At 63.9% G+C, this 11,939-nt stretch carries 14 protein-coding genes and 1 tRNA gene; 4 read left to right on the plus strand and 11 right to left on the minus strand.

The window, feature by feature from the left end; all coding sequences use genetic code 11:
• Window positions 1-37 precede the first annotated feature (37 nt).
• Together NLM33_RS04990 and NLM33_RS04995 are read left to right on the plus strand one after the other, a co-directional pair.
• A complete protein-coding gene (locus NLM33_RS04990; protein WP_254095022.1) occupies window positions 38-190 on the plus strand; it encodes a hypothetical protein in 153 nt (50 codons plus the stop codon).
• Between the two features lie 463 nt (window positions 191-653).
• Window positions 654-872, plus strand: coding sequence for a hypothetical protein (locus NLM33_RS04995; protein ID WP_254095023.1), 219 nt, complete (start codon window positions 654-656; stop codon window positions 870-872).
• Window positions 873-902: 30 nt separating this feature from the next.
• On the opposite strand, the gene NLM33_RS05000 is transcribed toward NLM33_RS04995, so the two are convergent.
• From NLM33_RS05000 to NLM33_RS05015, 4 genes are all read right to left on the minus strand, one after another.
• Window positions 903-1,205 carry a hypothetical protein gene (locus tag NLM33_RS05000; protein ID WP_254095024.1) on the minus strand — a complete coding sequence of 101 codons (303 nt, stop codon included), beginning with the start codon at window positions 1,203-1,205 and terminating at the stop codon, window positions 903-905.
• A gap of 91 nt (window positions 1,206-1,296) precedes the next feature.
• On the minus strand, window positions 1,297-1,434 hold the full coding sequence (locus tag NLM33_RS05005; RefSeq protein WP_254095025.1) for a hypothetical protein: 138 nt from the start codon (window positions 1,432-1,434) through the stop codon (window positions 1,297-1,299).
• Between the two features lie 101 nt (window positions 1,435-1,535).
• On the minus strand, window positions 1,536-1,709 hold the full coding sequence (locus NLM33_RS05010; RefSeq protein ID WP_371929902.1) for a hypothetical protein: 174 nt from the start codon (window positions 1,707-1,709) through the stop codon (window positions 1,536-1,538).
• A 214-nt stretch (window positions 1,710-1,923) separates the two neighbouring features.
• A complete protein-coding gene (locus NLM33_RS05015) occupies window positions 1,924-2,148 on the minus strand; it encodes a hypothetical protein (protein WP_254095027.1) in 225 nt (74 codons plus the stop codon).
• 248 nt (window positions 2,149-2,396) lie between these two features.
• Between NLM33_RS05015 and NLM33_RS05020 the strand changes: the two genes are divergently transcribed.
• Window positions 2,397-3,476 (plus strand): AI-2E family transporter, encoded by a 1,080-nt coding sequence (locus NLM33_RS05020; protein WP_254095028.1) that lies wholly within the window; start codon window positions 2,397-2,399, stop codon window positions 3,474-3,476.
• A gap of 129 nt (window positions 3,477-3,605) precedes the next feature.
• Here the strand turns inward: NLM33_RS05020 and NLM33_RS05025 are convergent, their stop codons facing one another.
• From NLM33_RS05025 to NLM33_RS05050, 6 genes are all read right to left on the minus strand, one after another.
• On the minus strand, window positions 3,606-4,034 hold the full coding sequence (locus NLM33_RS05025) for a GFA family protein (RefSeq protein ID WP_254095029.1): 429 nt from the start codon (window positions 4,032-4,034) through the stop codon (window positions 3,606-3,608).
• A gap of 178 nt (window positions 4,035-4,212) precedes the next feature.
• Entirely contained in the window at window positions 4,213-4,692 is a 480-nt protein-coding gene (locus NLM33_RS49555; protein ID WP_371929903.1) for a DUF3551 domain-containing protein, read from the minus strand.
• A 161-nt stretch (window positions 4,693-4,853) separates the two neighbouring features.
• Window positions 4,854-5,033, minus strand: coding sequence for a hypothetical protein (locus NLM33_RS05035; RefSeq protein WP_254095030.1), 180 nt, complete (start codon window positions 5,031-5,033; stop codon window positions 4,854-4,856).
• Between the two features lie 735 nt (window positions 5,034-5,768).
• Window positions 5,769-5,844, minus strand: a tRNA-Lys gene (locus NLM33_RS05040).
• A 331-nt stretch (window positions 5,845-6,175) separates the two neighbouring features.
• Window positions 6,176-8,839 carry a glycosyltransferase gene (locus NLM33_RS05045; RefSeq protein WP_254095031.1) on the minus strand — a complete coding sequence of 888 codons (2,664 nt, stop codon included), beginning with the start codon at window positions 8,837-8,839 and terminating at the stop codon, window positions 6,176-6,178.
• 230 nt (window positions 8,840-9,069) lie between these two features.
• Window positions 9,070-9,654: a beta-1-3, beta-1-6-glucan biosynthesis protein gene (locus NLM33_RS05050; RefSeq protein WP_254105657.1), complete on the minus strand. Its 585-nt coding sequence runs from the start codon at window positions 9,652-9,654 to the stop codon at window positions 9,070-9,072.
• A 337-nt stretch (window positions 9,655-9,991) separates the two neighbouring features.
• Here NLM33_RS05050 and NLM33_RS05055 point away from each other — a divergent pair, with 337 nt between their 5' ends.
• Window positions 9,992-11,551 (plus strand): beta-(1-6) glucans synthase, encoded by a 1,560-nt coding sequence (locus NLM33_RS05055; RefSeq protein ID WP_254095032.1) that lies wholly within the window; start codon window positions 9,992-9,994, stop codon window positions 11,549-11,551.
• Here the strand turns inward: NLM33_RS05055 and NLM33_RS05060 are convergent.
• The gene (locus tag NLM33_RS05060) at window positions 11,511-11,891 is read right to left on the minus strand and encodes a hypothetical protein (protein WP_254095033.1); all 381 of its coding nucleotides are present in this window, start codon (window positions 11,889-11,891) and stop codon (window positions 11,511-11,513) included. The genes NLM33_RS05055 and NLM33_RS05060 overlap by 41 nt on opposite strands.
• Between the last annotated feature and the right edge of the window lie 48 nt (window positions 11,892-11,939).

Below are 11,939 nucleotides of genomic sequence, written 5' to 3' on the forward strand. Positions count from 1 at the left end.
GGGGAACGCCGTGTCGAAATGGCCGAGATTGATGCTGATGAGCGGAATTACGTCGGCCGCGCTCATCTATGAAATCACCAGCGCGACCGAGGCGCCGAGCCGGGCGCTGGCCGTGCTGCAATATGTGCTGCTGGCCGGCGGCCTCATCGGCCTGGTCGGCTCGTTCCTGATGCACGCCCAGGAAAAATGACAGCCGCCGGCGCTTCGGCGCGCTACGCCTATCGGCCCTATTACCGGTACTCCGCCTATCGCAAGCTGCCGCGGACTTATTTTTGCGGCGGGGTGGAATGATCCGGGGATTCCAGGTTCCTGTGTACGGTTTCGGGCAGAACGAATCGCCAGCCTACTCTTAGGGTCGCCTGCCCGGGGCTGGCAGACGTTTCATCCCGAATCCGTTTTCGAACCCGGCCGGCCGCTGGCGATATTGCCAGCGGCCTTTTCATGTCCGCGTCATCGCGATGTCGCGCACTGTGCCGATCGTTCTGAGCGCGACGTCGCCCAAAAGGGCGCCGGACCAGCAGCGCAGTAACGGGTTCTCAACCGGCCTCGCGTATCGACGAATCTGTCGCGGATTTGTATTGCGTACCGCGACACAAGAGTTGGCCCGCCGGCGTGCAAAGCTGGCGCGGCCCTTTCCTTCCTGGAATCACCGGATGCCGAGTGCGATTGAGCAGATCGTCGACACCTATGTCAGGCTGAAGAACCGCCGTGGCCTGGACGCACTGATGATGCACCGCCAGCGGCTGGCGATCGACCTGAAGAGTCGCTCCGGCTACGATTTCAGCCTGCCCATCGGTCAGGTCGACGAGGAGATCGCGATCATCGAGGCCGGACTGAGCAAGTTGAAGTCGCCCAATCCCGCCGTGGCCTAATGCGCAGCACCGCTTAGTCCGCCGCTTAGTCTAGTCCGCCTTGCCACCGTCGATCACCGTGAACAGCGGCCGCGCCTTGGTCGGCTCGATCAGGAGTTCTTCGACCATCGCGCTGGCAGCTTCAACGTATTTCCGGGTCGGCTTGTCCAGCGGCCGCAGCGCTTCATCGTCGAGCGCAACCTTCGCTGCTTCGACAAGCTTGCGCATGCGCGCCGCATGATCGTCGCCAGCCGTCAGCGTCGCCCGCGCCAGCGAGCGCAGCACGAATAGCTCCCCCTCGAGCCTGAGTAGTCGGTCGTTGAGCTTGGCGAGGACGGCGTTGAGATCCGGCATGGCGGCCTACGGCGGAGGGGCAAACGGCACCCGATCTAACCGCTCAGGGGTGAACGGACTGCAAACGGCGCAGCGCGAATTGGCGTCACCGTCACAGGCCGGGTGGCATCCGGATCAAGAGGCTGATTGCGACGACCAGCAGGCAGAGGCTGCTCGACAGGACGAACAGGAAGAAGTCGTCCATCGAGAATTCACCGCAGCGCTCGCGTCGGTCGGGATCATTCGACATCCACTGGCCCCTTGCAAGGCTTCTGAGATCTGCCCGCCGTCCCAACGGGCCGCGTGGAGATTTCGTTCCGCGGGAACAGGTCCGCTACGCGGCAGAGACCTTCAGGGCCCGTCGCTGCGGTCGTGGTCGCTGTCGTCTTGGCCGCTGTCCTCAAGCAGATTGAGCGCGGTGTCGACCTGCTCGATGAGGCGTTCGATTTGATCGCGCTCGTGCGGGCCGGGATCTTCCTTGAGCCGCTCCAGCAGCGACTGCTTGCGCGCGAGTAGGTTTGCCATGGTGCTCATTGCAACCTGACAAGCCGCTCAGTCGAGCAAGGTTCCCCGTCATGCGTTGCAGGAAGACCAGATGGTATGCCGGGTCCGGGGCCCGGCGCGTCGCGTTAATCAGTGCGTACCGCCAGCTGCGCCACGGACTGGCGCGTGGGGCCATCAACGCGAGGCGCATCGAGGCATGTCGCGCGAATTTTGGCGATGGCGATGTTCGCGCCTATCAGCGCACGCCGGCCCACCGCCGGCCGAACACCGGCGGTTTCGCGTTGATCGGCTCCCAGCCGAAGAAATGATGATTGCCGGACCAGGTATGGACCACCGCGTTGCAGACGCTGCACTTGAAACTGCCGGTGTGCCTGGCCTCGTGCTCCTCTCTGGTCGCGGTGTAGTTCATGCCGCAGCTCGGGCAGGAGAATTCTTCGATCGTCCAGACAGTATTGGCCATGGCAACGCAACGTGTTTGATGTGACCGGTCCAGTGTAGGTTTTGAGCGCTTGCGCTCGGGTAAATCGATTGGCGCAAATCCGGTTAACGGCGGTTAGGCAAATCCGGCCGCCGAGTTGCGCTTGTGCAGCAACGCCGCAGCCGGGCCGTCTTGACGCCCGGTCCGTGGCTGGCAATAACGCAGGGCCCCGCGCGCCAATCGCGGCGGTCGCCGGAAGTCGCGTTGATATCGCAAGGAAAGCTGCGCCCGTGAAAACCCTCCGCCAGTTCCTGACGGGAGAGGACATCGTCCAGCTTCTGATCCGGCTCGGTCTGCTCGCGCTGCTGATCATCTGGACCTTCTTCATCATCCGGCCCTTCGTGCCGATCCTGACGTGGAGCGCCGTGCTGGCGGTGGCGTTCTATCCGGCCTTCAGCTGGCTCGCCAAGTTGCTTGGCGGCCGTCCCAGGACGGCCGCGATCATCCTGACCTTGATGACGCTCGGCATCGTCATCGGGCCGGCAACCTGGTTGGGGCTGAGTGCGGTCGAGGGGGCGAGGGAGCTCGCGCGCCAGCTCGGCACCGGCGACCTCGCGCTTCAGTCGGCGCCGGAGCAGATCAAATCCTGGCCGATCATCGGCCCGCAACTCTACGAGCTCTGGGAGCAGGCCTACAACAACATCCGCGCCGTGCTGCGCGAGGTGGCGCCGTATCTCCAGCCGCTGGCGGGACCGCTGCTGTCGCTCGCCGGCGACGCCAGCGTCGGGACGCTGCAGTTCCTCGTCTCGGTCTTCGTCGCCGGCTTCCTGTTTCCCCACGGGCCGCGGCTCGTCGCCGCCGGCCGTGGCTTTTTGTTTCGCATCGTGCCCGAGCAGAGCGAGCATTTCCTCGAGCTCGCGGGCGCAACCATCCGCGCCGTGTCGCAAGGGGTGATCGGCGTCGCGATCGTTCAGGCGTTGCTCGCCGGTGTCGGCTTCAAGCTCGCCAGCGTGCCGAGCGCCGGCCTGCTCGCGTTCATCGTGCTGCTGCTGTCGATCGTGCAGATCGGCGCCTTCCTCGTGCTCCTGCCCGTGATCATCTGGATCTGGACCGCAAAGGACGTCACCACGGCGCTGCTGCTGACCGTGTTCCTCGTTCTCGTCGGCTTCATCGACACCATGTTGAAGCCGCTGGTGATGGGGCGCGGACTCAATACGCCGACCATCGTGATCTTCGTCGGCGTGATCGGCGGCACGCTCGCTCACGGCATCGTCGGCCTGTTCATCGGGCCGATCGTGCTGTCGGTGGCGTGGGAGTTGGCGATGGCGTGGATCAGGACGGATCGCGCGGATATTGCGGCTGAAGGCTGACGAAGCCAAAAACGACCCGCCTCCGAGTCCGTGGGAAGAACGGAGGGAAACGTACCAAAAAAAATCCCCCGACGGACTTTAAACCATGGGTCCGGAGGCGCGGCCACACATGGATGGATGCGGCCTATCTCAGCCAGACGTACCCGTGGTCTTGTGCGCGCTGCCTTGCTGGAAGTGCTCAACGCCAGCGCCACCGATTTCGACCCAGGCATGTTTCGACTGCTCGAACACCGATCTGACGGGAGCCGTGTAACCTGCGTCCGCGATCGCTCCGATGGCAACGCCAATGAACGCGGGAAGATTGCTGGACTTCCAATAGACCGTTGAGCCGCAGTCCGGGCAGAAATAGCTCTGGACCTTCCCGCCGCTTGCGGCAGCGCGCGTGAACTCCTTCGGCCTTCCTGAAACGGTGACGGTCGCGGCGGGATAGAACGCACCCACACCGAACGGCGCACCGGTTCGCCGCTGGCAATCGATGCAGTGGCAGGCAACGATGAGCTTGGATAGTCCGGGAAGCGACAGCGTCACGGCGCCGCAACCGCATCGGGCAGTGGTCATCGGGGTCTCCTATGCTTTGTTGAGTTGCGAGGCCGAGCGCCGGCGCCGATCGCACAGGAGTGCAACCGGCAGCGTGTGGCGACGCATGCCCGGCGGCTGAAGCGGCAGACGACCAGACCCGCCGTTCACGCTGGCGGGCCCACACCTCGATAGCACGCCGAGCCGGGAGGTATCTCTTTCAACGACTACGGTACGCCCGAGGCTGCTGCACACTCTGCTGCTGGAATAGAAGGCGCCGGTTTTCCTTACATATCACGTTCGACCGGCCGGACGCGGACGCCAGGCATTGCTCTCTCGTCTCATAGGAGCAGTCGCCGGAATAGCCGAGTTCCCCACCATAGACGCACCAAGGGTAGTCATATGGGACGGGAGAAGCGGAGCCGGCGACTGCGGCGGTCCCGGCTGCCAGCAAGGCGAATATGACGAGCATCGAGCGTATGATCATATTTCCTGTCCTGATACATGAGGTTAGGGCGCGAACAGTCCTGCCAGCATGAACCGGCTGGGCAGTCAAAGCGGCGCAAGAATCTGGCGGTGCAAGAATCTGCCAGATGATCAACGGCACCACGATCACCAGCGTAGTGTAGACGGTCCCGCGGCCGATCCAGTTCATCCGACGAGCCCGCACTTCCTGCCGGCTGGCATCTCGGTTCGACATCTGGGGGCCAACTCGTGCGGTTCAAGGCACGTTGATGCCGATCCGGGCGGACATCGTCGGCCCGCCTTTCCCGGCAACCAGATGCGGCGTGGTTCGAAGTTGAGGATCTGGGCTTGCCCGCATTCAGGACCCGCGGAGCAGCATTCTGGCGCAGCAGGTGTTCATTCCGTGCCTGGGTGGAAAGCAGGATGGGCCAGGCTCTCGACGGCCGACTTTTCCTCGCTCAGGCGCTGTTCTAGAAATTGGCGCTCAATATCCGACAGATTGGTTTTAAGCAGGCGTCGATATCGGCCGATATTCCTGTCGTGGGCGCGCAGACGGGCGAGTCTCTCGTCGGTCATGGGGCCTCCCGTATGAATAAAAGAAATCGAGCACTGTCCAAATTCGCGTCCGCAAGTATCCAACAAATGGAGCGACCCCACCTTGCAGGAAGCTTGGTAGGGTCGCGTGCTCTCCGGGCGGGGGCTGGGGGCTGGAAGCCCGGCGGGCAATTTCCAATCTACGCCCGCAAGCGGAGTGGGAACGATTGCTCAAGAGAGGCACCCCGTTGGAGTACCCCGGCCGCCTCAGTTGGCTACCGTGCGTCGTGGGTGGAAGGGCGCATGTCATGGAACTGTCCGGGCTGTCGCCGGTTGAATGATCGGTCTCACGCGCACATAAGGGAGTGCGTGTCATGCGCCTTCAGACCTTCAGGGACGACCGCCACTCCAGACACTTCGACCTGATCGGGGGAAAACGACACCCCTGGTCGGTTGACCTGGTCACAGTAACGGCTGCCGGTATCCTAGCGATAGGCTTCGCGTGTGCCCTCTTGGCCCTATGGGGACACTAAAGCCCGATGAGATTAGGATGAATCGTCATCGCGCTTTAGGGTGTTGTTTGAGCATGATCTTTTCGGAAAACCGCTCCGCACTTTGCGCTAACGCGGCCCTTCGGGTCCGGATCATGCTTTAGCGAGCATCGGGAAGCTGCACCCGCGTCTCAATTGCGGCGAGCTACCGGCCATCGTGGCTGGTGGACTGAGCGCGTTCTGCGAAGCGAGTTTGGCAGAAGCAGACGCAAGCTATTGATTTTGTTGGTGAGCGCGCTGGGGCTCGAACCCAGGACCCCGTGATTAAAAGTCACGTGCTCTACCGGCTGAGCTACGCGCTCCCATGGCCGCTTGATGGCTTCGTTGGTCGATTTGCCATCGTCTTCGGACATTCGAGAAGCATGTCTTGCCGCAACGTAACGCGCGTCGCGGGGAAAACCGGTAAGGCGATTTCCGGATCATGCTTTCGGCTCGCGCTGTGTAGGGGGAGCGGCCGCTGAGGTCAATAGCATGCGCGGTTGCCGGAGATCGCGGCAGGGGCGGGGATTCGTGCAGCGTTTCCGTCAGTTAGAGCGGAATTTTCAACCTGCCGGCTGCCCATCATCCCCGCCGAAGAACGAGCCCGTCCACGGCGGAGTCGCGACCGGCGCTCCAGCCGACCGCGGACCGTGCTCAGTTCGCCTCGCGACGGACCTCGCTTGCCACCGGCTGCGAGGAACCGGCGGGGCTCGGCAGTGCGACCGGGCGCAGGCCAATCAGCTCGGCGGCGCGCACGGCGCTGTCGCGCCAGAACTGGAAGGAGTTGATGCGGCTGAGCTCCAGGATGGCGATCGCGACCGCCGCCAGGAACGGCAGGCTTTGCAGCACCAGGACGCCGGCGAAGATGTAGATCTCGGTGATCTGCCGGAAGCTGTTGGAGGCGACCAGAACGCCGGCGCCGATCAGCAGCAGCGCGCCGATCACGGCCTCCCAGAACGCCTGGAACTCGATCGACATCCGCGACAGGCCGCCCTTGGAGGTGCGTGCGAAGGCGATGTGCTCGGTGATCAGGCCTTGCGCGACCGCGCGCGACACCGTCCACTGCACGCTCATCGCCGCGATCATGGCGCCCAGCATCTGGCCGGGCTTCACCGCGACACGCAGACGGTACATCGACAGGAAGTGCGCGAGCGAGACGACGAAGGCGGCGATGATCGGCAGCGTCAGGATCTTGTCGGGGATCGCGATGTCGGCGAAGGCGACGATCGGCACCCAGACGAGGTTGAGAAGGGCGACGACGACGCCGAGGCTTTCCGCGCCGAGCCAGTTCAGCCAGCCCAGCCCATATTCGCGCTTCTGGTCCTGCGTCAGCCGGCTCGCTCCGGGCAGGAAACGCCGCCAGTGCTTTTTCACGATCTGCAAGCCGCCATAGGCCCAGCGGTGACGCTGCTTCTTGAAGGCCTCGTAGGTGTCGGGCAACAGGCCCTGGCCGTAGCGGTGGCGGGTGTAGTGCGTGGTCCAGCCGAGCTCCTGGATCGCAAGGCCGAGGTCACTGTCCTCGCAGATCGTGTCGCTCGACCAGCCGCCGGCCATGTCCATCGCGGCGCGGCGGATCAGGCACATCGTGCCGTGCACGATGACGGCGTTGAACTCGTTGCGCTGGACCATGCCGATGTCGAAGAAGCCGGCGTATTCGCCGTTCATGATGTAGTGCATGATCGACAAATCTTCGTCGCGGTGATCCTGCGGCGCCTGCACGAGGCCGACGCGCGGATCGGCGAAGGCCGGCACCAGATCCTTCAGCCAGTCGGGATCGACGACATAGTCGGCATCGAGGATGCCAATGATCTCGGCATCCGCCGCGGTGCGGTCCATGGCGATGCGCAGCGCACCGGCCTTGAAGCCCTGCACCTTCTCGGCGTTGATGAACTTGAAGCGTTCGCCGAGCGCACGGCAGTGATCCTGGATCGGCTGCCAGAAGGCGGGGTCGGGCGTGTTGTTGATGATGACCACGCACTCGTAGTTCGGGTAGTTCAGCCGCGCGAGAGCATCAAGCGTCTGCTTGAGCATGTCGACTGGTTCGTAATAGGCGGGGATGTGGATCGAGACCTTTGGGAAATAGTTCTCGGGCACACCTTCGACAGGCTTGCCCTTGGCGAGCAGCCGGCGCGGCGGCCGACCGAAGGCGACCGCGGCGATCTCCTCGATCCGCGCCATCGCGATGAGGACGAGCGGAACGAGGAGGATCATGCCGAGCGTCAGCGCGAAGGCCGAGCCGAACAGGAAGTAGTGTCCGTTCCAATAGGCGAACACGATGGCGGCCCAGGCGCCAACGCCGTTGGCGGTGACCGAGAGCAGGAAAGCCTGTGGCGCGGTCGGTTGCGACAGGCGCATGATCGGCAGCGACAGAAGGATGCCAACCAGGAGCGCGATCGTCATCAGCTTCCAGTAGTCGGGATTCTCAACCGGCCCGGTCCAGGCGAATTTCGGCTCGCGGCTGGCGTTGAGGATGCCCCAGTAGGGACCGACGCCGCCTTCGAAGAATTTCCAGGGCTGATCGATCGCCTCGACGATGTTGTAATCCATGCCCATGGCTTCGGCGCGGCTGACGAAGTTGCGCAGCGTCAGCGCCTGCTGGAACGGGCCCGGGTCGGCATTGCGCAAATTGTAGCCCGCGCTCGGCCAGCCGAACTCGGCGATCACGATGCGCTTGCCGGGGAAAAGGTTGCGCAACAGGTTGTAGCGGTCGACGGCCTGATCCACCGCCTGGTCCGAGCGGAAGTTTTCCCAATAGGGCAGCACGTGGGCGGCGATGAAATCGACGCTGGAGGCGAGGTCCGGATTGTCGCGCCAGATGTTCCAGATCTCGCCCGTGGTGACGGGTACACGAACCGCGCTCTTGACCTTCTTGATCTTGTCGATGAGGTCCTCGACCTTCTGCTCACCGCGGAAGATCACCTCGTTGCCGACGACGATGCCGATCACGTTGCTGTTCTTGCGGGCGAGGTCGATGGCGGCCTTGATCTCCCGCTCGTTGCGATCCTCGTCCTTGTCGATCCACGCGCCGACCGTGACCTTGAGGCCGAACTCGGCGGCGATCGGCGGCACCAGCTCGTTACCTTCCGTCGCGGAGTAGGACCTGATGGCGCGCGTGAGGGTGGAGAGCTTTTTCATATCGGCTCGGATCTTCTCCGAGTCGACGGTGGGATCGACGACGTGTCCCGGTTCGAACGGCGTGTACGACAGGCTGGGCAACAGGCCCTTGAAGTCTGGCGCGGGCTCCCTGTCGCGCAGGACTCCCCACAGCCCGGCGTGAAGCGCGGACACGAGCAACAGAACGGCAACGATGGCACGCATCGCGGCTAAACCAATCGGGGCTGAGATGGCAGGGAAGCGGATCCGACCCCGAGATCCGACCGAGTCCGCGGCAAATGGAACATACCTCTGCCACGCCTTTTCACAACTGTCATGACGCCGTGTCGTTTAGCGGCATGGCCTTTTAAGGGCACCGACGATTTGAAAAGCACGAGCAGTGCCAATCGCCGGTATCGCCCATCGTTCCTGAACGGCGCGTGAAGTGATCGCGGCTATTTTGGGGGCGCGGCAGGCGAGGGGCTCGCGGCCGGCGCAGGGCTTGCCGCCGGCTGCGGCGAGGTGCCGGTCGTCGGCACCGGCGGCTGGGACACCGCGGCGGCCGCCTGCTGGGGCTGTGCCGCCGGATTGATCCAGCAGGCGTGCACACGGCTGTCCAGGGTCTCGGCGACCTTGGGATCGATCTGGCCGCCAAAGCGAGTCAGGCAGCGGAACGCCGCCTGAATGTGGCCGCCGGGGCAGCCGAAGCGGTCGTAGAGATCGAGATGGCGGAAGGCGGTATCGAGATCATCCCGCCACATCAGCCGCACCACGCGGCGGCCGAGCCAGACGCATTCGGGGTTTCCGGCCGGGCCGTTGATGGCCTGCGCAGCCTCGGCGAACTCGTCGGTCCGGCGCTGGTTCTGGCTGGCGTCCTTGGCGGCATCGGCAGGCGCGTTTGCGGCCGGCTTGCCCTGATCCTGGGCGGCGGGACCGCCGCTCTGGGCGAACGCGCTTGACAGGCCGAGCACAACGACAAGGGAGGGGACGGCAACATGCCGCAGGACCGCATTCGTCAACTCAAGCACCCGTCGCCGCATAAATTCCCCGATCTCTCTGGCCGCCTGCGCGAGAACGCCACGGACGCGCGGTGTGATGCCGTCCAAATGGGTCTCCAATGCGGCGGAAAAGTCCCATTGAATCCCATGACTGGTATTTCGAATTTTGTCCAGCAAAGTCACCATGCTATGCGCCGGTCGAAGAGCCGCAGGCGATAAGGGGCGGAATGGCAGGTGCAATTGCCGCCTGGCTGTACTGGCCCCCCTTGGCAGATGGCCCGCAAGCAGGTAATCGACGGACCCTTCGCGGAGGACGGAACCGATTACTGTTCGTACGCCACTGGCGCTATTGCTCATATCGTTGGGTGCGATTGCTGCCGTGTGGTGGTGGCTGGCCACGCCGATCACGCTCGCGCGCGCCCCCATCGATCCCAGTTCCAAGCTGCAATGCGTCTCCTACGCGCCGTTCCGCGGCGGCCAGACGCCGCTCGATCCCTCGACCCATATCGAGGCCGACCAGCTCGAGCAGGATCTGCGGCAGCTCAAGGAGATCACCGACTGCGTCCGCACCTATTCGATCGAGAACGGGCTCGATCAGGTGCCCGCGATCGCCACCAAGGTCGGCGGGCTGAAGGTGATCCAGGGCATCTGGCTCGGTAGCAACCGCTCCAAGAACTTCTCCCAGGTCTCGACCGCGGTCCGTCTGAGCAAGGATTTCCCCGACACCATCACCTCGCTCGTGGTCGGCAATGAGGTGCTGCTGCGCGGCGAGATGACCACGGCCGATCTCGTGGCCGTCATCCGTTTGGTCAAGGCGCAGGTTGCCGTTCCCGTGACCTACGCCGACGTCTGGGAATTCTGGCTGAAGAATCGCGAGGTCTACGATGCCGTCGACTTCGTCACGATCCACATCCTTCCCTATTGGGAGGATTTTCCGATCCGCGCCAAGTTCGCCGCCGCCCATGTCGAGCAGATCCGCCAACGCATGGCGGTCGCCTTTCCGGGCAAGGAAATCCTGATCGGCGAGACCGGCTGGCCGAGCGAAGGGCGGATGCGCGAAGGCGCGCTGCCCTCGCGTACCAACCAGGCGCGCGTGGTGTCGGAAATCCTGACCCTCGCCAAGGCGCAGGGCTTTCGCGTCAACCTGATCGAGGCCTATGACCAGCCCTGGAAGCGCCAGATCGAAGGCACCGTAGGCGGCTATTGGGGCTTCATCGATTCCGTCCGCCGCCAGCTCAAATATCCGCCGGGCGAGCCGATCAGCAATTTCCCGTACTGGAAATGGTACATGAGCGCCGGCATGGCCGTCAGTGTGCTGGTGTTCGCAGTCGCGGGCCTGACACTGCGCCGGCGGCCCTGGACGCCGCGCTTCTCGGCATGGCTCGGCGTCGGCATCTCGGCGACATCAGCCGGCATGCTGTTCGGCATCGCTTTCGACAAGATGTACTACGAGAGCTACGGCTTGGGCGGCTGGCTGCAATGGGGTGCGCTGCTTGCCGCCGGCGTGCTGTCGCCGATCTTCTGCGCACAGGCGCTGGTGTCGGGACGCGGACTGCCGACCTTCCTCGATATCCTGGGTCCCCGCGAGGAGCGCAAATGGTCGAAGCTCACGGCGGCGCTTGGGCTAACGCTCGCGGTGACCGCCGTGATCGCAGCCGAGACCGCGCTCGGCTTCGCGTTCGATCCGCGCTACCGCGATTTTCCTTTCGCCTCGTTGACCATGGCGGTGGTGCCGTTTGCGCTTCTGATGCTGAACCGCCCGCAGACCGGCGTACGTCCGATCGCGGAATCGGTTTTTGCCGGCCTCCTGGCGCTGTCGGCGACCTACGTGCTGATCAACGAGGGGCGCGACAATTGGCAGTCGCTGTGGACCTGCGCGATGTATCTGCTGTTCGCGCTTACGCTGTGGCGGGCGCGGGCCGCGCAAAGCCCAGAATAAGCAGCCCGATCGCGAGCCCCGACAACACGATGTTGTAGAGCACGATGCCGAGGCCTGCGGCGATCACGCCCAGCGTCAGCAGCACGATCGAGGGCCGCATCAGGTTCAGCGTCGCAATCACCAGCGCGACGATGCCGAACACCGAGTTCTTGAACAGCACGGTCGCGGTTGCGCGCGCCTTGCACATCACGGTCTGCAGGCCGGCGTCGCAGGCGAGCGAGACTTGCGAGAATTCGAGGGCGAAATAGCGCAAATAGAGCGCGTAGCCGACGGTGACGAAGCCGACCACGAGCAGGAACTGCACCTGGTAGGGCGTGAGGCGGAACGGTTTCTTCTTCATGGGGCCAATATGGTCGGGAAGGCGGATGTGGGCAACAGGGTCCGCGCA

Source organism: Bradyrhizobium sp. CCGUVB1N3, from assembly GCF_024199925.1.
Taxonomy (GTDB): Bacteria; Pseudomonadota; Alphaproteobacteria; order Rhizobiales; family Xanthobacteraceae; genus Bradyrhizobium.

Excerpts from the sequence above, each read along its gene's own strand:
- NLM33_RS04990 (WP_254095022.1), top strand. The coding sequence starts at position 38 with ATGAGCGGAATTACGTCGGCCGCGCTCATCTATGAAATCACCAGCGCG.
- NLM33_RS05035 (WP_254095030.1), bottom strand. The coding sequence starts at position 5,033 with ATGACCGACGAGAGACTCGCCCGTCTGCGCGCCCACGACAGGAATATC.
- NLM33_RS05005 (WP_254095025.1), bottom strand. The coding sequence starts at position 1,434 with ATGTCGAATGATCCCGACCGACGCGAGCGCTGCGGTGAATTCTCGATG.
- NLM33_RS05025 (WP_254095029.1), bottom strand. The coding sequence starts at position 4,034 with ATGACCACTGCCCGATGCGGTTGCGGCGCCGTGACGCTGTCGCTTCCC.
- NLM33_RS05050 (WP_254105657.1), bottom strand. The coding sequence starts at position 9,654 with ATGCGGCGACGGGTGCTTGAGTTGACGAATGCGGTCCTGCGGCATGTT.
- NLM33_RS05000 (WP_254095024.1), bottom strand. The coding sequence starts at position 1,205 with ATGCCGGATCTCAACGCCGTCCTCGCCAAGCTCAACGACCGACTACTC.
- NLM33_RS05015 (WP_254095027.1), bottom strand. The coding sequence starts at position 2,148 with ATGGCCAATACTGTCTGGACGATCGAAGAATTCTCCTGCCCGAGCTGC.
- NLM33_RS05010 (WP_371929902.1), bottom strand. The coding sequence starts at position 1,709 with ATGGCAAACCTACTCGCGCGCAAGCAGTCGCTGCTGGAGCGGCTCAAG.
- NLM33_RS04995 (WP_254095023.1), top strand. The coding sequence starts at position 654 with ATGCCGAGTGCGATTGAGCAGATCGTCGACACCTATGTCAGGCTGAAG.
- NLM33_RS05060 (WP_254095033.1), bottom strand. The coding sequence starts at position 11,891 with ATGAAGAAGAAACCGTTCCGCCTCACGCCCTACCAGGTGCAGTTCCTG.
- NLM33_RS05045 (WP_254095031.1), bottom strand. The coding sequence starts at position 8,839 with ATGCGTGCCATCGTTGCCGTTCTGTTGCTCGTGTCCGCGCTTCACGCC.
- NLM33_RS49555 (WP_371929903.1), bottom strand. The coding sequence starts at position 4,692 with ATGTCGAACCGAGATGCCAGCCGGCAGGAAGTGCGGGCTCGTCGGATG.